The following is a 24,144-nucleotide window of genomic DNA, read 5'->3' on the forward strand; positions in this document are numbered from 1 at the left end:
GCCCTGGGAAGTCGCCACGTGTCGCTCACGATCGGAATCGTCGGCCTGCCGAATGTCGGCAAGTCGACCCTGTTCAACGCCCTGACCAAGAACGACGTACTGGCGGCCAACTACCCGTTCGCCACGATCGAGCCGAACGTGGGCGTGGTCGGCGTCCCCGACCCGCGCCTGGACAAGCTCGCCGGGATCTTCGGCTCGCAGCGCAAGCTCCCGGCCACCGTCGACTTCGTCGACATCGCGGGCATCGTGCGCGGTGCCTCGGAGGGTGAGGGCCTGGGCAACAAGTTCCTCGCGAACATCCGCGAGTCGGATGCGATCTGCCAGGTCATCCGCGCCTTCAAGGACGAGAACGTCGTCCACGTCGACGGCAAGGTCTCGCCCAAGGACGACATCGAGACCATCAACACCGAGCTGATCCTCGCCGATCTGCAGACCATCGAGAAGGTCCTGCCGCGGCTGCAGAAGGAAGCACGCCTCCAGAAGGACAAGGCCGCGGTCGTCACCGCCGTCGAGGCCGCCCAGAAGATCCTGGAGGAGGGCCGCACCCTCTTCTCCGCGGGCATCACCAAGGGCACCGAGCAGGGCATCCTGCTGCACGAGCTGCACCTGCTCACCACCAAGCCGTTCCTGTACGTCTTCAACGTCGACGAGGACGAACTGGTCGACGAGGAGTTCAAGGACGAGCAGCGCGCCCTGGTCGCCCCCGCCGAGGCGATCTTCCTCAACGCCAAGATCGAGTCCGAGCTGATCGAACTCGACGACGACGAGGCGCTCGAACTCCTGCAGTCCATGGGCCAGGACGAGCCGGGCCTCGCCACCCTCGCCCGCGTCGGCTTCGAGACCCTGGGCCTGCAGACCTACCTGACCGCGGGCCCCAAGGAGGCCCGCGCCTGGACCATCAAGAAGGGCGCCACCGCCCCCGAAGCCGCCGGTGTCATCCACACCGACTTCCAAAAGGGCTTCATCAAGGCCGAGATCGTCTCCTTCGAGGACCTTGTCGAATGCGGCTCGGTCACCGAAGCCCGCGCCAAGGGCAAGGCCCGCATGGAGGGCAAGGAGTACGTGATGCAGGACGGGGATGTGGTGGAGTTCCGGTTCAACGTTTAGGCGGCGCTGTAGCGTTGATGCAGTGATTTAGCAAACGCGCAGGTCGGATGGGGTCGGTCCTGGTTGGGGTCGGCCCCGTTCGCGTTCCCGTTGCTGGATCCGTGCTGGATTTGGTGACGGGTCGTCGGCTGTCGTCATCCCTGGTTATCGGTACGGTTGCTGGATGGGTGCTGGATGTACGTGACGGGCCGATAGCGGAAGGGGGCGGCATCTGGCCACGGAATCTGTGACCGATGGGCCGGATGCGCGCGCGTGTGGGGTCGGGATGGGCTGACCGTGTCCAATTGCCCCGGACGCCGGCGTTGGGCGGCAGGCGGCTGCCAGGGAACCGAACGGTGGTCGGCGTGAGCCTGGGCCGCAGGTTGGAGTCCTCGGTCGGGTTCGAAACCGATGCCCCTGCTTTACAAGGCGGACGGAGATCGGATCGGTCCTGGCCGACCGTGCCGCGTGGTGCTGTTCTGGCTGGTCAGCGCCACGCGGCGGGTTGTGCTGTTCGGCCCGTGATGGTTCGGGACGCGCCGTCTGCTCACGCACCGGTCACGCAGCCGCATCGCCTGCTGCGGCCTGCGTCGCTGTAAGCATTCAACTCAAGGCTTACGCGGTCCTGGAAGCCGCACCTTTGGGTTGCACATGGGGGCACGTACATGCTGCTCAATCCAGGTCAGATGGTCCTCAGGCCGGGGTTCGACAAGGAGTGCCCCGTCAACCGCGGTGACTCTGACAGTTCCTGCGCAGCATCGGTTACCTGTGAGCCCAGCTGCTGGGCGGCCAAGTAGGTGGAGTGGTTGAGCAGTAGGTGGTTCGCCCGCATGACAGTTCGGTGATAGCTGAGTACAGGCAACGCGGGTACCGGCACGTGAGCTTCTGATCTCAGCAACGGCCTCAGGCAAGGGGTTTTTAAAGGAACCGCGCCCCATCGAAAAGACGACAACCTCGGGTTGGACGGCCTCGCACAACTGCTTGGCAAACTCGTTCTCCGGGCCGTCACCGCTGTGCCCGCCGTGGTGCGGGTAGACAAGCACATGGGCAGTCATGGCCTTAGAGCGGCTGAGCATCTGCTCCAGCGCGGCGGCGTCGAGGTCACCAGGCAGCAAGAGCGCCGGATGACCATCGAGAAGCACTCGGAGTACGACTGACATGCCGTTGGTGGTGATCTCCGGACGGACTCGGCCCGCCTTGCCCGTGCCATGACCTATGTCCGTGAGGGTGGGATGAAGGACGTCGATGAGAACTCGTTCGAGGGAGAGATCCCAATCCTGCTCATCGCAGATTCCCACCCGAGTCCTGAGCCTGCCATCTCGCTTCAACCTAGCGAGCAGGCCCAACAGCTCGTGCCATTTCAAGCTATCCTTGTTGCTATCCGAATTTATCCAGACGGTTCCGATATCGAAGTCTTCGTTTGGCAGTAGTCTAAGAGCACCCGCAATATGGTCACTGTCGGCGTGCGACAGCACCAAGTGCTCGATACGGCAGATTCCGGAGTCAATCAATTCTTGATAAAGAAGCTTATCGGACTTAGCGTCTACGATGACACAGCGCACGCCATCCCGAAGCACGGCACAATTGCCATGTCCCACGTCCAGGATCACGGCCTCAGCCGTGTCAACCGCAGTGCGACCTGCTGGGCGAAGTCCACTTTGGACCTCGGTCATTCGGTGTTCCAATCGGCCGGAGGATCTGGAGCAAGTTCGAGATCGTGGAAGAACAGCTCAGCCTCAGACTCAGCATAGAAGTTAACCTTGCCAAGGAAGACCGTGCCGATCAACGATGAGGAAGCCGACTGGTGTGTGGCCGGGAGCCGAGTCAGGGGAATGGTTACCACGGTGTCGGGCTTCCAGGCGGTGACCGTTACGTCAACGGTCGGGTATCCGTCGCGATGGACATCCACGACACGTACAGGGGTAAGGAACCCTCGACGTTCCAGCGCGCGACGACCAGCTACCTCGGCCGCTGCTGTTTGCAACGCCTCGGGAATTGCCTCTACTGAGTGCGGGCCCTTCTGAACTACTCGAGGGATACGGTATCGCCATTCTCGGATAGAGGTCGCTTCGTCGTCTTCGACATGGGCACTGTAAAGCACAGCCGGGAGCTTCCGTTCATTCGCCCGGTACACCAGCTCCGCTCCGTCGAAGCCGACGCGTGCGTGATGACGCAGCCTGTGATCGGAAATCAATGCAGTACACCCGCGCCCAAGGATTTCGTCTAACACGCTGTTGAGCGTACGCGGTTCACGTAAAAGCATGGGGTCAACTGTCAGAGGCAGGTCTCCCAACAGATCACAGGCTCTGATCAGTGCCTCTTCCCGGTCATCCACCAGGGCAACTCTTGGGCTAGCGAGTTCCAGGACGTTGTGAGCACATGCTCTACTCATGGGGTCGCCGCCTGCCCGTCGCGTCCCTCTGCCTGTCGAGGCAAGCGGATGTGAAAGGCTGCGCCCCCAAGCTCGCCATGTATCTCTGCTGAGAGCTCGCCCTCTTCAAGGACGGTCTTCTTGCCGTGAAGATCAGCGACAATGTCCTTGACGATGGTCAAGCCGAGCCCCGTGCCATCGGAACTTCTACCGCCCTCACCAGGGAGCCACATATCTTGTACGGCAACATCCGTGAGCCCAGGGCCAGAGTCGGCGACATCAATTACCACCCGGTCAGCCTCCGCCCGAGTTCGGATGAGCACCGTCCGCTCTCCCGACGGGTCATTTGAGCGCGCAAAAGCGTGTGCCGCGTTGATGACGAGATTTGCATAAATCGATTCGATATCGGCGATCGGAGTCAGCACGCAGACGGGCTCATCGCACAGATCGAGATCAAGCTTTATGTGCCAGTCCTGAAGATAGCCGCCAAACATCTCAGCGAACTCGCGACACGCTTCGTTGACGTCGACTGCTGCAGCTCGGCGCTTGTTGCGGCGCAGCATCCGTAGAGGGACCTTGGCGAATGAGTGGATAGAAGCAGCGCTTCGCTGAGCTCGCCCTAGAGTGCTGTTGATCTTCTCCTCGTATGTTTCGGCGTCGAGAAGTTTGCGGCTCCGCCGCTCTAGCATCTCCAAGTCTTCGCCAAGCCCCACAGCTGTGCTCAATGACTCATGAGCGAACACGGCGGTGCTGATTCCGACCGTCGCCAGAGAGCGATAGAGAAGACGGTCCCGCTCTAGGGCTTGAATGTATCGTTCTTGGGTGTCGACCAGCTCCGAAACTTGCCTAGCCTGCACTGGGTTGAATCGCTGGAGGTCTTTCAGGACTTCCTTGACTGCTCGCTTCGCCTGATCTTTTTCCTTCCGGACTGTCGCAGCATTCCCAGTGCGATTGTTATCACGTATGCGCTTTCGCTCTCTGGCGGCCCAGTCAGTTGCACTGCGGGCAAAACTCCGGAGCTCTATGAACGCCAGATTTTCTTGAAATCCCATTCGGTCCGTCTTGGGAATCAAGGTGTCATCCGGGTCATCCACCGATACCCGACCAACACTATTGTTGGTGGATGGACGAAGTTCCGGGCTACGCGATCGCATGAGGTTGAGGTCTAGCCAGTCGAAACCCGAATCGCCATACGGGTGAACGCGTAGCCCCCTGTGAAATAGGTGCACACCACCGACTACCTTCAGCCAGGGGCGCAATTCAGTGTACTGTCGTCGGGACCCGCGCAGCTCGAACGACCGCTTGTCCAGGAGAAACATCCACAGTTCGAAAGAGGCCGACGGAGCTTCGTACTTGAGCGGTGCCTGCAATTGGCCACGAGGCCCGTCAGGAGCCACATCACTGTGCTCACCCCTCACGATCTCCTCGCCCTTCCAGTTATATAGGACCGTGCGGGCATACCCTTGCTCGTCGAGGTGGGCCTCCAGCTTGTACTCATGTTCGTCGAAGAAACCGCGGTTCACGGCCTCGGCTACGCGCTCAAACTGTGGTGCATTCAACGTGGTTTGGAAGCCGGTGTCCTCATCATCGAAGAATCCGGTGAGCAGGCGCATGGCTCGGGCGAGCCGTTCCATCTCTGCATCGTCGAACCCTTGCCGAAGGCGGTGAACGGTCAAGTTTGTTCCTGGGCCCTTCCTCGTAGGCCGCGTCTCGACAATGAGTTCGACTTCCTCAACGGTTCGCACAGACTCGTACGCTGACCAGTCGATGACCAGGACGTGCTCGACGCCGGGCTCTTCGCGGGGACGAGTGAAGAGTTCGACCTGACGTCCCAGCCGCAGAGCAGCGAGCCGACCGAGCCCCTTCTCTCCGACCTTGCGACGCTCCTTGCGGGTGAGAGGTGAGGTCGGTTTGGTCGACCGGCCGATCAGGAGGAAGCCCTCTCGAATGCTCTCCGCTGTCATCCCATCGCCGTCATCCGCGACCACCAGTGTCCCGCCTGGTTGCGAAGCGTTATGCAGTGTGACGGTGCAGTGAGTCGCATCTGCGTCGTAGGCGTTGCGGACCAGTTCGATCACGCCCAGGTCGGGGTGAGGGATGAGCTCCTCTCCTAGCCGGACCAGGATTTCCGGGGCGAAGCGCAGATGAGTGCTCAAGAGTCCCCCTCCGAGCCAGGTCGTGCCCCAGGGTTCCGGGGTCGATCGGACTGCTGCAGAATAGCGGCGGACGGGGCGTCACCTCTAGCTAACTGCTGGGTAGTTGACGCCAAGAGGGGGGAAGGGGAGCCTCGCGTGCGAACAGCCGGGTATGCGGCGTACACCGATCAACTACGGTTGCTCGCTTCAGACGTTGTCAAGGGCTCGTGGAGGCGAGTCCATCAAGACGTGGAGCATGCTCTGAATGGCCAGGCTGCCCAGCGCTTGCGCAGCCTGGTGCCGTTGCAGGTCCGTCGGGACGAAGGTGCCTTCTTCACAGGAGGTGAGGTCCGCTCCCGGGTCTCCGCGCTGATGGACACTGGCGAGCCATCGACCGCGGAACGCTTCTGGGATCCAACATGTGGAGCCGGGGACCTGCTGCTTGCTGCTGCCGATCGTCTCCCTATCGGCTCCACATTGGCCGAAACTGTTCGACTCTGGGGCAGGCGCTTGCGCGGATCCGATCAGCAGCAGCCGTTCGTGGATGCCGCTCGGTTGCGGCTGCTCCTGGCAGCAGCAGCTAGGCATCGTGGGGAAGTAAGCCCGGGCAGCATCAATGTGGACGCCGGGCTTCGCGCCTTCCGGGGTATACAAGCTGGCGACGGGCTCGCCTTGCTGCGCTCAACCTCCAGTTACCGAGGGCATCTGCTGCTTAACCCTCCGTATGGCTCTGCTCCCGCAGACCCCGACTGTGACTGGACTAGCGGTGCCGTTTCGCAGGCCGCCGTCTTTGTCCTCGCGGCCGCACAGGCACTGGGGATCCAACAACGGATGTTTGCCGTACTGCCTGACGTGCTGCGCAGCGGCAGTCGCTATGAACCCTGGCGCTCTCGGGTGGAGTCGCTTCTTGATGTGGAACGTGCTGACCTCTACGGACAGTTCGATGCACAGACTGACATCGATGTGTTTCTTATGCGAGCAGCCCGCAGACGCAAGAGAACCCCGAGCGTCCCTGCAGGCCCGTGGTGGCCGGCGCCGATGGCCTCGTCAAGCGTTGAAGATGCGTTTGAGGTGCGCGTGGGAGCTGTCGTGGACAATCGAGACCCGCATGAGGGGCCAGTTGCTCCATTCCTCACTGCTCGCGATCTTCCGCCGTCCGGAGCCAAAGGAGTTCCCGGCCGTTCCCGTCAGTTCGCAGGGCGATTGGTAACTCCCCCTTTTATTGCGATCCGTCGGACTTCCCGGCCGGGTTCGAGGGCCGGTGGAGAGGCTCGGGCGGCTGGGGTGCTGGTCACAGGCGTTGATCCGGTCGCAGTGGACAATCACCTGATTACGGCCACGCCGCTGGACGGAGGTGAGGCGGAATGCAAGCGTCTGCTGCAGGTGCTGGAATCATCCGAGGTATCCGAATGGCTCGACCAGCGCATACGCTGCAGGCACCTGACTGTTGGTGTGGTCCGCTCCCTACCCTGGCCGGGCCTCGGTTAGCAATCGCTGGGTTCAGAGGGTTAGTGAGTGCAATGGGTAGTCGTTATGCGGCGGTGTGGAGGCCCTCGCCCGCGTGTCCGCAGGGGCAGTTCAGATGAGTAGGAGCGCACCTCTAGGGCTGGTCGAAGACCACGAGGTTTCAGCGCCGATGTTGACGCCGAAGCCGAATGAGGCTGTAGTACTGGTAGGGCGGCTGCGAGCGGCACTGCTATTTACGCGGATGTCGACTCGGGTCCGTCGATGCCGAAGATGGTTCCGAATGGGTCCGTGAGCTGGCAGATTTTTCGGCCTGGTTCGGCTTCGATGGGGCCGCGGTGGTGGGTGCAGCCGGCGTCCAGCAGACGCGTGCGGACCGCGTCCACGTGGTCGACGGCCCAGTACACGACGGGGCTGCCGCCGCGTGGATTGCGTGTCTCGTCGGCGGGATGGAAGCCAAGCTCGATCCCGCTGACGTCCAGCCAGGCGTACACCCTGCCGTCATCCACCTCCAGACGGACCTCGGTATCCAGGACGCTCGCCCACCAGCGGGCGCACTTCTCGGGATCGTCGGCGAAGACCATGACGGTACGCACGGCAGTGAACATGTGCTGTTGCTTCCCTCTTCCGGTCACCTCTCGACGCCGTGGAGGCAGCGCAAGCCCGTGGCCTCCGCGAACGCCGTGAGCGCCCGCACCAGGGCCGCGTCCGTCCACTGGGCGCCAAACATGCTGGTGCAACGACGGTAGAGGTGCCGGACCGATCGTGGAGACAAACGCCCTCCTTCCACCCGGGCGAGGTGGGCGAGGGTGATCAGGTCCGGTTGGCCCGTCAGGTCCGGCCGGAGGGTCTCGACGTCGATGACCACCGGGTGCCCGTCGGGATGGCGCCGCCCGTGGTCGGCCTTCAGGTCCAGGTGGCCGACGGGAACATGGTCCGGGCCGTGCGCGTCGGCGACCACCTTCAGCAGCAGTTCCCACGGGTGCGGGACGCTGATCCACGGCGGCGCCGGGGCGTCGAGAGCCGCCGCGACCGTCCAGTCGGCCATCGTCTCCTGGATCGCCGGGTGCCACCGGGCAGGGGCCGTGTGGATCGCTGCGACGGTGGCGACCAGTTCCTCGAAGACCGCTGGCCTGCCGAGGTCCATCCGCTCCTCGACGTACTCGGTGACCAGGGACAACGAGGTGTCGCTGGAGCTGAGCAGGGCTGGCAGCACCCCCTCGCTGTCGAGTAGTTGGTAGGCCAGTACTTCGCTGAGGTAGGCGGCCTGATCAGCATGCCGCTTGAGTAGCCGCTGCGCCGGGGCACCGAGCGCGAAGGCGGCGGTGCGGTAGCGGGCGGTGAGGCACCTTACCGGCCCTGCGGATTGAGGGTGATACCGCTGAAGCAGTAGACGGGCCTGCGCTTCAGCCTGGATCCGATTGCGGGTCAGCGGGCGGGCCAGCCAGCCGTCGGGCCGCAGACGGGCGGCCCCGTCCAACGGCCCGACATGGTTGGTGCAGTTCACGATGCTGCCGTCGGAGTGGACCCGAGCCGGGACAGGCTGTAGGCGTAGCAGCGGGCCGCCAGGTCAGGGCGTTGATGTTCACCGTAGATCGCGAACAGGGCGTAGACCGGCGAGTCGAGGTTCTCGCCGATGTGCCACCCCTGGTACGAGCCGCCGACCACGTCCCAGATCTGGGCGCGGCCGGTGAACAGCGCCGCGAGGTCTTGGTAGTAGATCTCGATGCCGAACGGGTAGACGGCCATGGCTTCTTCCCGGCTGATGGTCGGTACCGCCTCCCACCTCGGGCCGGTGATGTCCCAGGCGTAGCTGTCCATACTTCCGGGCTGGCCGGGCGGGTCGAGCAGCCGCAGCACGACGCGGTGGGCGCCGAGTGGGCCGGACAGGTAGTCGTGGATGCTGGTGGCCAGCGCCCCGGTACGTGTGGCCACGAACTCGCGCGCCATCCGGGGAAGTTCCCCGGCCACTGCTTCCCGTGCGGCGTCCCATTCGCTTTCGGGCAGCGCGGGGGTGATCGGCGTGGGAGCGACCTGGCTGGGCTTGTCGAGGAAGAGGTGTAGCTCGGCGGCGGCGCGGTCCTCGGCGGCGGTGTCGATCTCGACCCACGGGACCTGGCTGATGGCGATGGCTTCCCCGTTGCGCGGCACCGTAAGACAGTCGCCCGGCCGGGGGCCGTGAACGCGGAACAGGTGCTGCATGGCGTTGGCGGCCTGGGCGAGCCTGGCGTGGTCGGCGTACAGGAAGGGGCCGTGCGGACTGCGCGGGGCGGTGAAGCCGTTGCCGCACAAGGCGACATTGCCCACCCCGTCCAACGGCCGCAGGTAGTCGATCAGCAGACCGTTGAGGATTTCGAGGCCGGTCTTCCGGTTGCGTGGGCCGTCCATGCCCGGCAGCAGGTTGGCGTCCGCACCCAGCGCCCCGTAGGGAACTGTCTGGGCGTTGTTGGACACCACCGCAAGACGCGGCGGTGCCAGGACCCCGTCTCTGACCTGCTCGGTGTACAGGTCAGAGACATCGGCGTCCACGCCGATGAATACATCGTCGCCGGTGGTGCCGGCGAGACGGACCAGTGGCTGGGCCACCCGTTTTTCCCAGAACAGAGTCCGTGCGCCAGCGGGATACAGCGTGATCTCGATGTCACCGATCCTGATCGGCTGGGTGTGGTCGGCCCGGTGCACGGTGAAACCGAGGGCGGTGATCGCGTTGGTCACCGCGGCCGGTGTGGTCACGCCGGTGTAGACGGGCGTGGTGCGCTCCAGCAGGTTCAGCGATGGCAGGTGGAAGTGGTCGAGGTGCTCGTGACTGAGCACCACGGCGTTCGGCGCGGGCATCGCGGCGATGTCGACCGAGCGGGGCGGCCAGATGGCGAACTGTAAGTCTCCCGCGCCGAAGGCGGTGTCGAGGATGGGGTCCAGCAGTACGACGGTGTGGCCGTCGCTAATGTGCCAGGTCTGGTGTCCCAGGAACGTCAGGTGCAAGCCAGAGGAAAACACGGGTGCTTCTCCCGGGTAGATCGCGAGTAAGGGGCGGACGGGGAGAGGCGCCCATGCGCCTCTCCCCGCGTGACGGCTACCGGTGGTAGGTCGTCGGTGCGTTGTTGGTGGTGCCGGTCGCCGCGAACGCCTTCACGCGACGTTGAAGAAGTCGCACGGCCTCGGCGCTCAGCTTGGTCTGCGTACCGGTCGTGGTCACGTTGCTCACCTCCTCTCTCGCTCCGGTGATGGTCCCTGCCTGTTGACAGAGGGGTGGGTGTCACCCCAGCCGTCGAGCCCGGGAAACCTGTTCACGGACAACCCCGGCAGGGGTGTGGCGCCCCGGCATCGGGGGATAGCCGATGGCACCACGGGTCCCGGCCGGTCCGGCCCCAGTCACATCGGACCGGCCGGGAGATCATGGGCCCACCACGGCGCGGATCGCCGCGTGGAGGAGCACGGCGTGGGTCAGTCGACCGTCGGGCCGCGGCGGGTTGAGCCAGTGCGGCCCTGGGCCTGCGGTCCGTGCCGCGTGTACGACCGTGACCCAGGAGCCGGTGCTGCGGCAGACCACGCCGGGCAGCTTCCATGAGGCCGTAGCCCCGGGCCGCACCAGCCAGTAGTGCCATCCAGCGTATGGATCGAGGAGCACCGGACCGGGGTCGCCATGCGTCGCGCCACACATGTGCTCGTAGACCATGGCGGCGGCGTCAGGTCCGAGCCGGACCGCGTCCCATTCCCGGCCTGCCGGCCACAAAGTCGATTGGCCAGGCAGCGCGGCCACCCATCCACCGGACGGAAGCCGGGCCAGCTGGGAGGTGCACTTCACAACGGCGGGGGACGGGCACGGTTCATACGCGGTCATATGGAGAACTCCCGATGGTGAGGTGCTGCCGACTCACTTCGCGGCGGTGGCCACTGGCAGGCAGCTCGACCCGCAGGGCACTCGTGCATGGCCGAGCTTGGATGCATCTAGATAACCGTGGCGCCCGCACCGCCCGGCGGACCTCCCCCCGGACGTATCGCCGGACTTTTCGCGTCTGACCGGACTTTCAGCACACTCGACACCGCTACTGTCGGTTCAGCAGCTGCACCGGGGGTTCAGGTGACCGACGACGTGACACCGTTTCAACGGGCATGTATTTCTCGCGGCTGGGATCAGCCCACCGCATTCCTTCAGGCGTTCGATGCCACGGCTCGGCTGCTCGGCGAGCCGGTCACCGTCACCGAACGCCAGCAACGGCGATGGAGGCAGCCGGACCCGCCCCAGCCGCGGGCCCGTGCCTGGGCTGTGTTGCAGGCGATGTTCGGAACTGACCCTTCCGTCTTGGGGTTTCGACCCCGGACGGCCGGTGAGACGATCACGCCGACGAGGAAGGAGGCGAGCGTGGAACGGCGGACATTTGTAGCCGACGCGGTGGGCATCGCCGCGGGCGCGGCGCTCCCGGCGGGAGGTCACGAGGTCGGCTCCGCCCACGTCCTGGAGCTGCGCGAGGGGCTGCGCTCTCTGTATGCCCTGGATGACGCGTACGGTGGTGCCGACGTCCTTTCGCTGGCCGTGCGCCACCTGCACCGCGTCCGTCGGGTGCTGAACACCGCCGTCGTGCCCGAGCCCATCGCCCGCCAGCTGCATCTACTCGTCGGCGAGACGGCCGAACAAGTGGCGTGGCTTGCCTACGACGCCGACGACCAGGACGCCGCCCGCCGCTACTGGGGCGAGGCGCTGACCACCGCCACGGTGCTGGGCGACACCGGACTGGAGGTCCTGGTCCTAGCAGCGTTGAGCATGCAGGCCATCCACGAGGACCGCCCCCGCGACGGCTACGACCTCGCCCGCACCGCCCGCAGCAAGGCCGAAGGACTCGGCTCCCCTACCCTGCTGTCACTCATCACCGCACGGGAGGCACGTGCACTGGCCCGGATGCGCGACGCCACCGGAGCCAGTCGCCAACTCGCCACCGCCATGCGCATGCTGGAGCGCATGGATCGCGGCCGACCCGCACCGCCGTGGGCCGCGTTCCACGGCCCAGCCGAACTCGACTTCGCCCAAGGGCTGCTGTATGACGACACAGGCCGACCCCGCGCCGCCGTCCCCTTCCTACGCACGGCCGTGACTCGGCAGGCCGCCGCTTACGGCCGCAACCGCGCCCTGTATCGACTTACCCTCGCCCGCGCCCTGGTCCACACCGGAGAAGCCGACGAGGCCGCCACCGAAGCCACCGCCGCCCTCGACGACCTCGCCGAAGTCGACTCCGGCCGCGTCACCCGCCGCCTCGCCCAGGTCCGTGACCAGCTACAGCGCACCGGCGCCCGCGGTGCCCGCGAGGCTGCCGACGCCATCACCCCGTACCTCACCACGGCATCCGGAGGCCGCCGATGACCCCTCACCCAGCCCTCCAGATCGTCGACGGCCCCGACGCCGTCGACCAGCTCGGCGCGTTCCTGCCTGCCTACGCCGAGGTCTACGCCGAGCCCCCGTATTGCGAAGGACCGGAGGACGTGAAGGAGTTCACCGAGCGCTTCGCCCGCCAGGCCGCCACCCGCCCGCACTTCCGACTGGTCCTCGCACGCGATGACGCCGATCAGGTCGTCGGCTTCACCTACGGCTACTGCCTGCCCGCCGAGACCCGTTGGTGGTCTGGCTTGCAGCAGCCGCTCGCCGATCGTGAATTCACCCGCGAGAACGGCGAGCGCACGTTTGCCGTCATCGAGCTGGCCGTCCGCCAGCCGTGGCGCCGGTCCGGCGTCGCCGCCGCACTGCACAACGTGCTGCTGGATGGCATGCCCGCCGAGCGGGTCACTCTCACCGTGCGCCCCGAGCCGGAAGCGGCCCCGGCACAGCAGGCGTACAGCCACTGGGGATACCGCTCCCTCGGCCCCAGCCGCCCGTGGGAGGACGCCCCGCTGTACACGGCGATGATCCGCACAGTCGATGGGCAGCCATGAGCACCGCCCGCATATCGATGCACGGGTCCAGCCGCTGTACCGCTCCCGCAGCAGCACGTCGCCGTACGAGGTGGCCGACTGGCTGAGGAATGGCCACCACCGGCGTCAGCTGAGGAGGAGACGGTGAGCACCCCGAGCACCCGCACCGACCTGGTGATCCGCACCTACGGGCCGCGCCAGCTCCCGTCGTTGATGGACGCACTAGCTGACATCTGGGCGGACGCCCACCTTGAGTTGGTCATTAGTTGCCCACCGGTGGGAAATGCGAGACCTCGGTGTCGTCCAGCACGGCGCCGACATCCTCGCCGAACCGGCCCGCCCCCTCGATCTGCCCACCGAACGCTACGAGGCTGAACGCATTGCGGACGAGCTGTTCGCCGCCATGGAACGGATCGGCCAAGTACACCACTTCGCCAAGGGCATGGGCTCACCGCCCCGCAGATCGGCATCGCTCGCGCCGCCGCAGTCGTCCATTGTGGGAGTCCGGCCCCGCGCGCCCATCGTCGGCGGCGCTCTTCATTGGCGTAGAGCCGCAACCCCGTAGTATCCAGCCCACCGTCATCTCACGACGGGGGCTTCGCCATGTCCAGAGGCGCGTAGAGGCGAGTAACGAGCCCAGCCCACATGGTGGTTCGCACGCCGAGGGTAGGCCGGACTTTCACGTTCCTACCTGACACCATCCGCCGGCTCGATTGCCGCCCCTGGGTGTGAACGAACTCGCCATCGGCGGAAGTCCTCAAAGTCCTCATCAGAGGGCAGTTCCGCTCTTACCGCACAGCACGGTGTGGTGGTCGCGTCCCGATCGCGATTGCTGCGGAGGCCGTCATGCTGCCGATCATCCTGTTCGCATCCGTTCTCTCGCTACCGACCGCCGTCCTCGGTGTGCCCTCGTTCAGGGGGGAGGTGATCGCCTGCATGCGTCCCGGCCGGGGACGACACCGTCGTATCGACCGGAGTCGCCACGCAGTTCGGGGAGGTGTACGGCGATGAGCTCCCCGTGGCGCAGCGCCCCCTGGACCCTGTACCGCTGGACCAGCTGCACCCCCACCCCGGCCGCCGAGGCACGGTCTGTACTCCGTCGAGCCCTCACCTCCATGGGGATGCCCGAAGAGACGATCAGTAACGGCGTCCTGGCAGCCTCGGAACTGGTCGCCAACGCCAGCGAGCACGCCAAGGGACCATATGAGTTGTCGCTTCGATGCACTGACGCCGAGATCATCTGCGAAGTGCTCGACCACGACCCCACGGTTCCTGACGTTCCGGCGTTCCCCGACGTCTGCCCGTTCACGCCGCTGTCCGAAGACAGGGGAGGGGGTCTGGAGGCGCTGTGTGCCCTCCTGGCCGAGCGCGGGCGTGGCCTCCATATCGTGCACGAACTCACCGCCGGTGCCTGGGGGTTTCGCCCGGTGGAGAAGAGCGCCAAGGTCGCCTGGATTGCATTCCCGGCGGAATTGCATCAGTTGCAACATGGCGCGCAACTTCCTCCCGGAGTTGACCTGGGGTTTGTCGGGTTGGAGGAATGAGGGCATGTTCTTCTCCGATGAGTGCCAGACTCAGTCGCACATGACGATGCAGGTCACCCGGTTATTTCGGTGCTCTGGCGGCTAGGTGGCTCGCTGGCCCACGGCTCGTCCAACCTCTAGGGCAATGCGGCGTCGATCCCGCAGTCCTGCTTGCAGAAGACCCCCTGGGCCGGGCAACGCCACAGGTCAGCGGACGATTTGCCACCACTGGGCCGATGCGACTGCATATAGGTGCGTCTTTGTATGCCCCAATCTGCACACTCGGCGCGCGGGCCCCGATTGCAGTGCGCATGGCCGACATCCGGTGGCACGCGACATGCCGCAGTCTCGGCTGATGTCGGTGGCTTTCCAGAAGTGATCCAGGACCACTCTTCAGAGTTCGGCGACAATAGGTCTCCGCCCATCGGAGGCCGTCTCGCCAGGACCATTCCCCCCGGCGTGGGAAGCAACCAGCCAGCCGCTTCGCCCGCTGTCCCAGCGGGCTGCTGGGTGACGAATCTCGGCGGTATGTGCCTGGCGACGGGGTAGCACAGGGAGCAACCAGATGCACATGCGGTTCAACAGCAGCCGACACCGGAGGCGGTTGCCCGGCAGGGTGTGAGCCAGTTGCAGTCGCGGTCGCCAGGGATTCGGATGAGTCCGGATGTCCGGGCGGCTCACGTGGTGCGAGCGCCGACGTGGATGTGGCTCGATCGGGCGGATTGGCCTCCGGTGTCGCAGACGTCGCGGCTGCCGGGGGTTGAGGTGATGGCCAAGGCGACACCTGTGCGGATGGCGTGGTCGATGGAAGACGGTTGGTGAAATGGTGTGTGGAGGTCAGAGCACGCCGTACTCCTCGCGGTAGTCCGCGACTTCGCAATTTACGGATTGCGGCTATGCCTACTGTCGGTCGTCGGTTGGGCAGCCTGGTGAGACGTTCACGGTGACGGCCACCGTCGTGTGGGATGTGGATGGCAGGGCGGCGGGCGGGGTCGCCACATCAGGCCTCGCGTAGGCGGTGCCGCCGTGGGCACTGGGGGCCACGGGCACGCACGATGGCGTCGTTCGAATGATCTCGCGTTGGTCGTGGCGGCCCAACCAACCTCCAGGTCACGGGTGGCAACACCCGCTCGCGGCGTTCAGCGGGGTGGGACGACACGACACACCCCGCACAGTCCCTGCTCAGGCGTCGACTCGCCGCCTTGGATGCCGCCTCGAAAGCGGCTCTCCACAGACGAGGGTGCAGCGGTCGGGAACTGTGAACCGGTAGCCGTACTGAACGGTCAGCGACCCAATCGGGCCGCGAGACCGTCGAGCACGCAGTCCAGGCCGAACGCGAACTCGACGTCAGGGTCGAGTTCCTCGCCTTCCAGGACGCGGCGGGCGAGCATCGGGTGCTCGCCCGCCGCGAGGACCTCGCTGATATAGGGGCCGACGCTGCGCTGCCACTGCTCCTCGGTCAGGCCGGTGCGCTGCTCGGCGCGCCGAGCAGCCTGCTGCGTGGCCACCGAGCCCAGCACGTACGCGTGCACGGCTACGAGCGCCTGTGAGGCCAGGGTGATGTCGGGCGTGAGCGCGACGGCGGCGCGCAGCGCGGATTCGGACCGTCGCAACGAGTTGGGGCCGAGTGAGGGCCGGCCTGCCAGTTCTCCCGCCAACCATGGGTGCCGCAGCAGGGTCGTGCGCAGCGAGTGCGCGACCGCGGACAGGTCGGCGCGCCAGTCCCGCGTGGGCTCGGGAAGCGGGTCCTCGCCCTGCACCGCGTCGACCATCAGGTCCATGAGTTCGTCGCGGTTGGCGATGTAGCGGTAGAGGGTGGCCGTCCCGGAACCGAGGTCGCCCGCGACCCGGCGCATCGACACCGCGGCCAAGCCCTCCGCATCGGCGACGGCCAGCGCGGCGGCCACGTACTGGTCCACCCCCGGCGCGCGTCGGGCCGGTTCGGGGCGAGGCCTGGTCCACACCGACCAGGGAGCGGGTTCGGTCATCGGGTGCTTCCCTTTCTCGTTGCCCGGCATTCTATCTTCTGGATACGATGTAGCCATGACGGAAACGGTGTATCCAGAAGTGCCGGTGCTCGTGGTCGGAGGCGGCAGCGTCGGGCTGCTCACCGCGGCGCTGCTCGCCCACCACGGCGTCCCCGCAGTGCTCGTCGAACGCCGGTCCGGGCCGTCCGTCCACCCGCGCGCCACCGGCATCGGGTCGCGCACCGTCGAGGTCCTGCGCGAACTCGGGCTGGACACCGCCGTCGACGCCGCCGCGGTCGACCTCCGGGGCGCCGCGGGCAAGGCGGTGGCGCGGACCGTCGTCGAAATGGGTGCGGGCGATGTCGTGACCGTGCCCATGCCGACCCCGTCCGCCACCGAGCTGGACACGACGCCGTTCAGGCTGCGCGGCGTCTGCGCGCAGGACCGCCTCGACGCCGTGGTGACGGCCGACCTGGCGCGCCGCGGAGCGGATCTGCGCTGGTCGACCCGCCTGGTCGGCATCGCGCAGGACGCCAACGGGGTCGACGTCGAACTGGAGGGGCCCGACGGCCGCTACTCGTTGCGCTGCGTGCACGTGGTGGCTGCGGACGGCACGCACAGCGCCGTGCGGACCGCGCTCGGCGTGGGCACCTCCGGGCCGGGCGACCTGGGCAAGTCGAAGATCAACATCCTGTTCCGCGCCGACCTCCGACCCCACCTGCGGGGGATGGCCTTCGGCACCTGCACGATCACCACGCCGGAGGCACCCGGCCTGCTGGTGACCGTGGACGGAGCGACCACCTGGGTCTTCCACGTCACCTGCGACATCGACGGGGGCGAGCGGCCCGAGGACTTCACGGACGAACGCTGCGTCGCGGTCGTCCGCGCGGCGGTCGGCGATCCCGACCTCGACGTCGAGGTGCGCAGCGTGCTCCCGTGGCGGCCCCGGAGCTCCCTGGCCGACCGCTTCGCCGTCGGCCGCGTGTTCCTCGTCGGCGACGCCGCGCACACCGTGGCACCCCTGGGCGCGTTCGGCCTCAACACCGGCGTCGCCGACGCCCACAACCTGGCGTGGAAACTGGCCGCCGTCCACCACGGCGAGGCAGGCGCCGGCCTGCTCGACACCTACGCGCAAGAGCGCGAGCCGGTCGCCGCGGCGACGCTGGACCAGGCAATGCGCAGGCTCGCCGATCCGGAGCTGCACTGGGGGCGTGGACCCGAGGCCGAGGCCGCCAGGGCGGCGGCGGGGGTGTGGGCGGCGCCGGTCGTGCACCTCGGCCAGCGGTACGACTCGGCCGCCGTCGTCGACCCACAGCCGGAACTCCCGTCCACGGTAGATCTGGCGGTGGCGCTGGACGGGTCGCCGGGTTCACGGGTGCCCCACGCGTGGGTCGACGGGGTCTCCACGCTCGACCTGGTCGCGTCCCGGTGGACCCTGCTGGTGGGCGCCGCGGGCGACCGGTGGCTCGCCGACGCGGCGCACGTCGGCCTACCGGTGCACCGGGTCTGCGCGCCTTGGCTGTCCGACGACGGAGCCGTGCTCGTGCGACCGGACGCGATCGTCGCGATGCGGGTCACGGCGCCGGTCCCGGATCCGGCGCGGTTCCTCGCCGACGTCCTGGACCAGGTGCTGGCCAGGCCGGTCGCGTTGCCGAGCGTCTGACCGGGGGCCAGGCGCCCCCGTCACACAGCGCATGATCGCCGCCTACCGCGAGGAGGACCGGCGTCGTGGCCGCGAGCTGATGGTCGACCTGATCGAGTGGTCAGCCACGGTGGACGGAGGCGATCAACGGCAGGCTCGAACATCTCCGTGGCTCCGCGCTCGGGTTCCGCAACTTGACCAACTACATTGCCAGATCGCTGCTCGAGACAGGCGGGTTCAGGCCGCAACTACACCCTCGTCTGTGAAGAGCCTCGAAAGCGCGACACGCTGCAGCACGGCCTCATGTCCCACGGCCCGTCCAAGCGGGGCTCTCATCACTTCATCGATTCGGGGCGCCCGCTGAGAATCGACACCTCTGCTGACGGCAACGCCGCAGGTCTGCGGCGTATTTGCCATGCCTGGACGGGAGCGACTGTATATCGGTGCATCTTTTCGTGCCCTGATCTGCACACACGGCGCGCGCCGCCCCGGCCCGTACGTTCAACGGTGCTTGGCGCTCCCTCGTTTGTGTGTTGTGGATGTCTCGTACCTGTGTAGCGCTTCGCGGGCGACGGATTCGCCGGGGAAGCGCTACACAGGGCTGGCAGGAGGAGGGCAGGCGTCATTCCGGCGATGCAGGGTGCGATGACGATGAGGGCCACGGGTGCCAGGATCCGCATAGGGAGATGCCTTTGGCCGTCCGGCAGCCAGTACGAGAGGGGCGGATGCGCTGCCCTGGTTCTCTGACAGCACCGTACGGATGGAGCGCGAGGGCGTTGGACGCCGGTTGTTGGAGCGGGTGAGAAACAATTCGATGGCCCACAGCCCGTCCAATCCGGGGGTCTAACCACGGGCGTCGATCCAGGAGCCCCGTCTAGATAAGACCCCCTAGGCCGCGCAACGCCCCAGGTCAGCGGCCTATCTGCCGCCGCCGGTCGGGGGCGACTTTATATCGGTGCACCTCCATGCCCCGATCTGCCCGCCATCGCCGCGGCCGCCCCGGCGCACTCGTGATCAGCTCCTAGCTGACGTGTCGTCACGGCCCTGTCATGCCTGCATTCCTATTTCTCGTCGCCCCCTCGGCGAGCTGACGGCGCTGGAGCAACTGCTCGAAGCGACGGATCCCGTTGTCGCGCTGGAGGTCCGCCTCGACAGCATCTATACCCGTGACGCGGTGACGAAGTGGCTGGCGGGGTGGAAGCGCAATGGCTGGAAGACCGCCGCCGGCAAGCCGGTGGCCAACCGTGAGCTGATACAGCGCATCGACTCTCTTTTGGAGGGGCGGGACGTCACCTTCGTGTACGTCCCCGCCCACCAGGTAGACGGCGATCCGCTGAACGCGATCGCCGACAAGGCCGCCAGCGACGCGGCCCGTATCCAGCAGGCAGCGGGCGGCACCGCGGCCGACCTGCCGGTACCAGACCCGGTCCCTGCCTCCTCGTCGCGCGCCGGCCGCTCCTCTGCCTCGTCCGCGGCGAAGGCGAAGAGGAGTTCCTCAGGCGGTCCGCGGACGCTCTCCGCGCGGTATCCCGGGACCTGCCCGTGCGCGCGGCCCTATGCCAAGGGCGACACGATCACCAAGGTCGGTAAGAGCTGGGGACACCCGGGGTGCGCGGACGCGCAGGACTGAGTGTGCAGCGCCCGCACCCCGGCAGCCCCGGGCTGTCGCAGCCGGACGACACGCGGTCGCAGCCGGTCGTCGGGTTCCACGTCGCCTCGGTCCACTCGATCGCACTGCGGTCACTCACCGGGCACCCTCCGTCTGCCACGGCCGCTCGTCCCCGCGCCCACGGTCTGCTGCGTGTCCAACGAGCCGTCACGCCACCGGACGCAGACATCCAGCCATCGGCCCCTTCGCGACACGGCCGAACCCCCTGAATAGAAGATGAGTACGCCTTTCCTTCGGGTGGCCGCAACGAAGCAAACGAGGACACATCGGCATCAGCATGCCTGCGGCTCGGCAGCCAGCTGCTCGGCGCGGTGCCGGGCGCACACCGTCCGGGTGGGCAGCGGGAGCCGCTCGCACGGCACGCCGTCCCCGCCCGGGCACGGCACCGGGCTCAACGACGCCGGAGCGTCGGCGGCCTCAGCAAGGTCTTCGGCCTCCTGGCGGCACAGGCGGCACAGTCCGTCGACCAGGGCGCGGCCGACCAGGAAGATCCGCGCGCCGCACTCGCAGTTGCCCCGCGGCGGGCCTCCGGCCCACGGGGTGCCACCGGTGCCGACGCCGGTCCGCGCGCTGTCGCTAGCAGTCGGCGCACGCGCCGGACAGGCCCGGGCGGGTGCCGTGCTCGGGGCACAGGCCCTGCTCCAGGCGCCGATCAGCGACGTCGCGGCCGATGCGCAGGGCCACCCGTGCCAGGTCGACGCCGGGCAACTCACCGCTCACGCCTGTGCCCAGGTGGTGTGAGCGGGCAGAAGGTGGCTGGCGCGCAGGACCTAAGCGGTCTTGAGTAAGTGCGTTGTGGTTGGTGCCAGTGCTGTGGCTCGTCTGGTCATTGCGTGGTCGACGGCGGTGTGCAGTTCCTGGGTGCTGGTGTAGGCGCGGACGGGCATGTCCTCGTATTTCACCGAGCGCCACACGCGCTCGATGTGGTTCAACTCAGGTGACCTGGGAGGGAGGTAGAACAGGTGGACCCCGATGGCTTCCAGTTCCTCACGTCGTCCTTTGAAGAGTTTGGCGTGGTGGATCTGGGCGTTGTCCATGACGATCATGCACGGCCGGTGCCGCTGCCAGCCGGGCGGCGGGACGGCGAGCTGGCCGGCATCACCGGGTATGCGTGCGATCTGTCGGCAGACGAAGTCGAGGACCATTGGCGCGTCGATTTTGTGGTCGACGGCGGTCCAGACCAGTTCGGGGTCCGGTCCCTTCTCGCTGAGCGCGCCGAGCACGTTGACGCGGCGGTTCTTGGTGTCCTCCCGCTTCACCACGGGCCGTACACCGGTGCGGGCCCAGGTGAAGCCGGTGGGCAGGGTCGGGGAGAAACCGGACTCGTCGAGGTAGTACAGGTCTTCCTCTCCTGCTTCGGCCCTCAGCCGTACAGCCGTAAGCCCTCCAGCCGCTCCCACGCGGCGGCCTGGAGGGCCGGGTCGGCCTTGTGCCGCAGGCTGTCCCGGGTGCGTTTCCAGCGGAAACCGTCCCGGAGCAGCAGCACCGACAGCCACGAGGAATCGATGTCCACGCCGCGTTCGCGGCGTAGCCACTCGGCCAGCGCGGGCAGCGTCCACGTCGTCCCTTCGGCCGCTGCGGCGTCGAGCATCGCCTCCAGCGCGTCCAGGCCCTCGCGCTTCCAGCGCGGCGGACGGCCCCCGCGAGGTGCGTCCGCCATGGCTTCGAAACCTCCGCCGAGGAACCGGTGCAGTGCTTTTCGCACCGTGACCTGGTGCTTTTCGACGGCCGGCGCGATCTCGGGCACCGTCCAGCCCCGCGCCGACAGGCGGACGCATTCCAGCCGCATCCGCTCGTTGACCGTCAGATCCCGTGACCTCAGCCGCCGCCGGAGCTCGGCGTCCTGCTCCGGCGACAGCCTCACCCGCAGCGGCTTCGCCATGGCAGGCCCCCTCCCGCCAATTCACATACCCGCACAGCACCACAGTCCGCTTAGGCTCGGGGCATGGATGTCTTCTTACCGCTCCTGGCCGTCTTCGGTGGCTTCATCGCGGTCCTTTCCGGCCTGACATGGCTGGCGGTGCGCGCTCGCCGTCCCGGTGCCGGGGGCTCGGCCGTCGGAGCGGCGCTGGCGGCGTGGGAGGAGGCGTACCGGGTGACCTCCCACGAGTCGCACCACGAGATCAAGGCGCAAGCGGAGCGTCAGGTGCCGGTGCTGTCGCCCGACGGTCACTGGCGGCCGGACGGGCTCCGAGCGAGGCGGGCGGAGCGACGGCCGGTGCCGCCCCGGCCGCGCCGGGGACGCAGGCGCCTATGGCGTCTGAGGTGACGCGCCGACGCCTAAATTGCGGTTCGGCGGGAGCGGGCCGTCCGTGGCCGGTCGCGTCGTTCCCCGCGCCCCTTACTGGGCGCGTTAAGGCACCGCACTTCGACAAGACCGCTTAGTCGACAAACACACTGGTAAACAGCCGCCGCGCGGACAGCTCGCCGTACCAGCCGATATGGTCCAGCACCACCTGGTGGTCGTGTTGGGCACGCAGCCGCCAGTCGATGACCTGCTCGCGCGTCAGCGCCTCCAGTGCCAGCGGCACCTCGGTCCTCGGGCTGCGGGGCGATCGGCGTAGGCCTGCGCCTGGCGCTGAGTCGTCCCCCGGGCGCGGCGGCGTACCGAGGTGTGGCCGACGGCTCAATTTGCACCGTGCCTGTACCGGTCGACGGCCGAGGGCGGCGCGTGTGGGGCTGGTGTGAACTATTCGACCTGGCCGCCAGGTTGGACGCTGCGCACCTGCAATGAAACGCACCCGTTGGGGCACCCAGCGGCCGCAGAACAGGCCGAAAACAAACTAAATTGACGGTACGTCACATCAAGATCATTGACGTCGTGACGACAAACATGTGAACGTAATCGGGCGCTTGTTCGACGCGACGTCGTCAAACACGGGGAACATGCGCGTATCTGTGCGCCATTACGTGCGCATCGTTGCAAGAGGGGGAAACTTGCACGTCAAGAAAAAGCTCACCGCAATCACGGTCATCGCCTCGGCCACGGCGGCCCTCGCCATAACCGGCGCGACCACCGCGAACGCAGCAACCGTCCCGGCTCACGGCGCACCGACCATCGCCGTCAAGCCGGGGCCTCACACCATCGTCGAACTCAACACCACACCCACAGCCGTCCCTAAGACCAATGACAGGCCGAACTGGGTCGACAACCACATCGGCAACGTAAGTGACAACGGCACCCTATGCGGCACGGATCAGATCGACTACACCTCAGGCAGGGGCCCGTCCACGATTAGCTTGACCGTGAACAAGTCGGTGGCCGCGACTTGGAGCGCCAATGCCAACGTCCAAGCCAGTTACGTATCGGCGGGCGTCGGTTTCAACGTCACCACGACGTACTCGGTAACCCGGGGCATGTCCTACCCGGTCCCGTCTGGGAAGGTCGGCGTGATCAGGGCGTACCCGTCCCTGAGGGCGTACAGCTTCGACGTGTTCGACCGCTTCGACAACAAGATCGGTAACGGCTACGCCTACCAACCGTCCGGCGTATGCTTCGACACGTACGCGAACTGACGCACTAACGGTGGGGAGAGAAGTTCGTTGAGGTTCCGCACGGCAGCAGTTCTCGTCACCAGCGGCTTCTTCCTCTCCGCGTGCACTGGTGGAGCGGGCGATAGCGGAAGCTCCGCCCGCTCCACCCCACCACCTGCCCTTCAAGGGCTTCCGGCCGTCGGCATCAGCCCCCAGGCAAGCCCACCCCCCGCCGACCCCAGCGAAGCACCCAACGGCCTCAAGCCCGTAGCCAACCTCCAGTACGGGGACGACTACTTCGTCCTCTACACAGGGGGCGACATGTGCGGTCTTACAGTCGTCAGGAACGGACAGCCGGTCATTCAGATCGATACCAACTGGCCCAGCAAGTCCAACGAAGGCGCATCCGACCTCCCAGACGGGCCGTATCACAGCGCCTCTTCCAACGCCACGGCCGGTCCAACATCGTGGGCCGTGCTGCGTTGCGCTCGCGACTGGATGAGCATCGAATTCCAACCCCGCCAGAATGCCAAACTCTCCAACACAACCGGGCCGGTTTCCGCCGCCACACCCACCAGCGGAGCGGACGGCCTAGTCGCAGTCATCGGCCCTGAGCAACAGACACGTCAGCGCATCCTGTCGAAGCTCTCGTCCTGAAGACCACACAGCTTCCAGGGCAACACGACTCGCGGCGACATGAGACGAGCGCCCTGATGAAAGACCCGGGAGGCAATGAGTCCATTGTGGAACTCGACCTCGATTTGCCCGAGTCGACGACACCCCCGAGGGAGTATCACGAAAGCGGTGTTCACCACTCGGTTGGCGTAGAGGTTTCTCGTTGATCTGATTGGCCTATACCCGTCCGGCCGAGAGGCGGCCGTCGAAGGCGATGTCGAAGGCGTTCATCGCCTC

The 24,144-nt window shown here is 66.7% G+C and carries 23 protein-coding genes; 9 read left to right on the plus strand and 14 right to left on the minus strand.

Annotation, left to right across the window (positions count from 1 at the left end):
* The first annotated feature begins 18 nt into the window (after positions 1–18).
* On the plus strand, positions 19–1,107 hold the full coding sequence (ychF, locus tag P2L57_RS34140; protein WP_275821293.1) for a redox-regulated ATPase YchF: 1,089 nt from the start codon (positions 19–21) through the stop codon (positions 1,105–1,107).
* 587 nt (positions 1,108–1,694) lie between these two features.
* Here the strand turns inward: ychF and P2L57_RS34145 are convergent.
* The 8 genes from P2L57_RS34145 to P2L57_RS34180 all read right to left on the minus strand — a co-directional run bounded on the left by P2L57_RS34145 (position 1,695) and on the right by P2L57_RS34180 (position 10,897).
* The gene (locus tag P2L57_RS34145; RefSeq protein WP_275821294.1) at positions 1,695–2,696 is read right to left on the minus strand and encodes a ComEC/Rec2 family competence protein; all 1,002 of its coding nucleotides are present in this window, start codon (positions 2,694–2,696) and stop codon (positions 1,695–1,697) included.
* 59 nt (positions 2,697–2,755) lie between these two features.
* Positions 2,756–3,421 (minus strand): hypothetical protein, encoded by a 666-nt coding sequence (locus tag P2L57_RS34150; RefSeq protein WP_275821297.1) that lies wholly within the window; start codon positions 3,419–3,421, stop codon positions 2,756–2,758.
* Positions 3,422–3,474: 53 nt separating this feature from the next.
* Positions 3,475–5,613 carry a sensor histidine kinase gene (locus P2L57_RS34155; RefSeq protein ID WP_275821299.1) on the minus strand — a complete coding sequence of 713 codons (2,139 nt, stop codon included), beginning with the start codon at positions 5,611–5,613 and terminating at the stop codon, positions 3,475–3,477.
* Between the two features lie 1,679 nt (positions 5,614–7,292).
* The gene (locus P2L57_RS34160; RefSeq protein WP_275821301.1) at positions 7,293–7,664 is read right to left on the minus strand and encodes a VOC family protein; all 372 of its coding nucleotides are present in this window, start codon (positions 7,662–7,664) and stop codon (positions 7,293–7,295) included.
* A gap of 23 nt (positions 7,665–7,687) precedes the next feature.
* Positions 7,688–8,563 (minus strand): hypothetical protein, encoded by an 876-nt coding sequence (locus P2L57_RS34165; RefSeq protein ID WP_275821303.1) that lies wholly within the window; start codon positions 8,561–8,563, stop codon positions 7,688–7,690.
* Entirely contained in the window at positions 8,560–10,053 is a 1,494-nt protein-coding gene (locus P2L57_RS34170) for an MBL fold metallo-hydrolase (protein ID WP_275821305.1), read from the minus strand. The genes P2L57_RS34165 and P2L57_RS34170 overlap by 4 nt, the downstream gene beginning before the upstream one ends.
* A 76-nt stretch (positions 10,054–10,129) precedes the next feature.
* Positions 10,130–10,252, minus strand: coding sequence for a hypothetical protein (locus tag P2L57_RS34175; protein WP_275821307.1), 123 nt, complete (start codon positions 10,250–10,252; stop codon positions 10,130–10,132).
* A gap of 198 nt (positions 10,253–10,450) precedes the next feature.
* Entirely contained in the window at positions 10,451–10,897 is a 447-nt protein-coding gene (locus tag P2L57_RS34180; protein ID WP_275821309.1) for a hypothetical protein, read from the minus strand.
* A 252-nt stretch (positions 10,898–11,149) separates the two neighbouring features.
* On the opposite strand from P2L57_RS34180, the gene P2L57_RS34185 reads away from it, so the two are divergent.
* Together P2L57_RS34185 and P2L57_RS34190 are read left to right on the plus strand one after the other, a co-directional pair.
* Positions 11,150–12,412 (plus strand): NsdA family TPR-like regulatory protein, encoded by a 1,263-nt coding sequence (locus P2L57_RS34185; RefSeq protein WP_486387837.1) that lies wholly within the window; start codon positions 11,150–11,152, stop codon positions 12,410–12,412.
* Positions 12,409–12,978, plus strand: coding sequence for a GNAT family N-acetyltransferase (locus P2L57_RS34190; protein ID WP_275821314.1), 570 nt, complete (start codon positions 12,409–12,411; stop codon positions 12,976–12,978). Before P2L57_RS34185 ends, P2L57_RS34190 begins: the two co-directional genes overlap by 4 nt.
* Before the next feature lie 241 nt (positions 12,979–13,219).
* Here P2L57_RS34190 and P2L57_RS34195 read toward each other — a convergent pair whose 3' ends face one another.
* Entirely contained in the window at positions 13,220–13,378 is a 159-nt protein-coding gene (locus P2L57_RS34195; RefSeq protein WP_275821316.1) for a hypothetical protein, read from the minus strand.
* 586 nt (positions 13,379–13,964) lie between these two features.
* Between P2L57_RS34195 and P2L57_RS34200 the strand changes: the two genes are divergently transcribed.
* On the plus strand, positions 13,965–14,501 hold the full coding sequence (locus tag P2L57_RS34200; RefSeq protein WP_275821318.1) for an ATP-binding protein: 537 nt from the start codon (positions 13,965–13,967) through the stop codon (positions 14,499–14,501).
* 1,262 nt (positions 14,502–15,763) lie between these two features.
* Here the strand turns inward: P2L57_RS34200 and P2L57_RS34205 are convergent.
* Positions 15,764–16,468 (minus strand): TetR/AcrR family transcriptional regulator C-terminal domain-containing protein, encoded by a 705-nt coding sequence (locus P2L57_RS34205; protein ID WP_275821320.1) that lies wholly within the window; start codon positions 16,466–16,468, stop codon positions 15,764–15,766.
* Positions 16,469–16,523: 55 nt separating this feature from the next.
* Between P2L57_RS34205 and P2L57_RS34210 the strand changes: the two genes are divergently transcribed.
* Positions 16,524–18,110: an FAD-dependent monooxygenase gene (locus tag P2L57_RS34210; RefSeq protein WP_275821322.1), complete on the plus strand. Its 1,587-nt coding sequence runs from the start codon at positions 16,524–16,526 to the stop codon at positions 18,108–18,110.
* Positions 18,111–19,119: 1,009 nt separating this feature from the next.
* Positions 19,120–19,719 (plus strand): ribonuclease H family protein, encoded by a 600-nt coding sequence (locus P2L57_RS34220; RefSeq protein ID WP_275821324.1) that lies wholly within the window; start codon positions 19,120–19,122, stop codon positions 19,717–19,719.
* Here the strand turns inward: P2L57_RS34220 and P2L57_RS40970 are convergent.
* The gene (locus tag P2L57_RS40970) at positions 19,664–19,927 is read right to left on the minus strand and encodes a DUF5131 family protein (RefSeq protein ID WP_275821326.1); all 264 of its coding nucleotides are present in this window, start codon (positions 19,925–19,927) and stop codon (positions 19,664–19,666) included. The two genes, P2L57_RS34220 and P2L57_RS40970, sit on opposite strands and share 56 nt — an antisense overlap.
* 380 nt (positions 19,928–20,307) lie before the next feature.
* Between P2L57_RS40970 and P2L57_RS34230 the strand changes: the two genes are divergently transcribed.
* Entirely contained in the window at positions 20,308–20,499 is a 192-nt protein-coding gene (locus P2L57_RS34230; protein ID WP_275821328.1) for a hypothetical protein, read from the plus strand.
* Positions 20,500–20,528: 29 nt separating this feature from the next.
* Here P2L57_RS34230 and P2L57_RS34235 read toward each other — a convergent pair whose 3' ends face one another.
* The gene (locus P2L57_RS34235) at positions 20,529–21,158 is read right to left on the minus strand and encodes a transposase (protein WP_275821330.1); all 630 of its coding nucleotides are present in this window, start codon (positions 21,156–21,158) and stop codon (positions 20,529–20,531) included.
* Complete coding sequence (locus P2L57_RS34240) at positions 21,122–21,640, minus strand: helix-turn-helix domain-containing protein (RefSeq protein WP_275821332.1); 519 nt, start codon at positions 21,638–21,640, stop codon at positions 21,122–21,124. Before P2L57_RS34240 ends, P2L57_RS34235 begins: the two co-directional genes overlap by 37 nt.
* Positions 21,641–21,703: 63 nt before the next feature.
* On the opposite strand from P2L57_RS34240, the gene P2L57_RS34245 reads away from it, so the two are divergent.
* Entirely contained in the window at positions 21,704–22,027 is a 324-nt protein-coding gene (locus P2L57_RS34245; RefSeq protein ID WP_275821334.1) for a hypothetical protein, read from the plus strand.
* A 112-nt stretch (positions 22,028–22,139) separates the two neighbouring features.
* Here the strand turns inward: P2L57_RS34245 and P2L57_RS34250 are convergent, their stop codons facing one another.
* A complete protein-coding gene (locus tag P2L57_RS34250; RefSeq protein WP_275821336.1) occupies positions 22,140–22,289 on the minus strand; it encodes a hypothetical protein in 150 nt (49 codons plus the stop codon).
* Between the two features lie 322 nt (positions 22,290–22,611).
* Between P2L57_RS34250 and P2L57_RS34255 the strand changes: the two genes are divergently transcribed.
* Positions 22,612–23,274, plus strand: a complete 663-nt coding sequence (locus tag P2L57_RS34255) for a hypothetical protein (RefSeq protein WP_275821339.1) — start codon at positions 22,612–22,614, stop codon at positions 23,272–23,274.
* The last annotated feature ends 870 nt before the right edge of the window (positions 23,275–24,144 follow it).

The sequence above is a fragment of the Streptantibioticus ferralitis genome, from assembly GCF_029223525.1.
Lineage (GTDB): Bacteria > Actinomycetota > Actinomycetes > Streptomycetales > Streptomycetaceae > Streptantibioticus_A > Streptantibioticus_A ferralitis.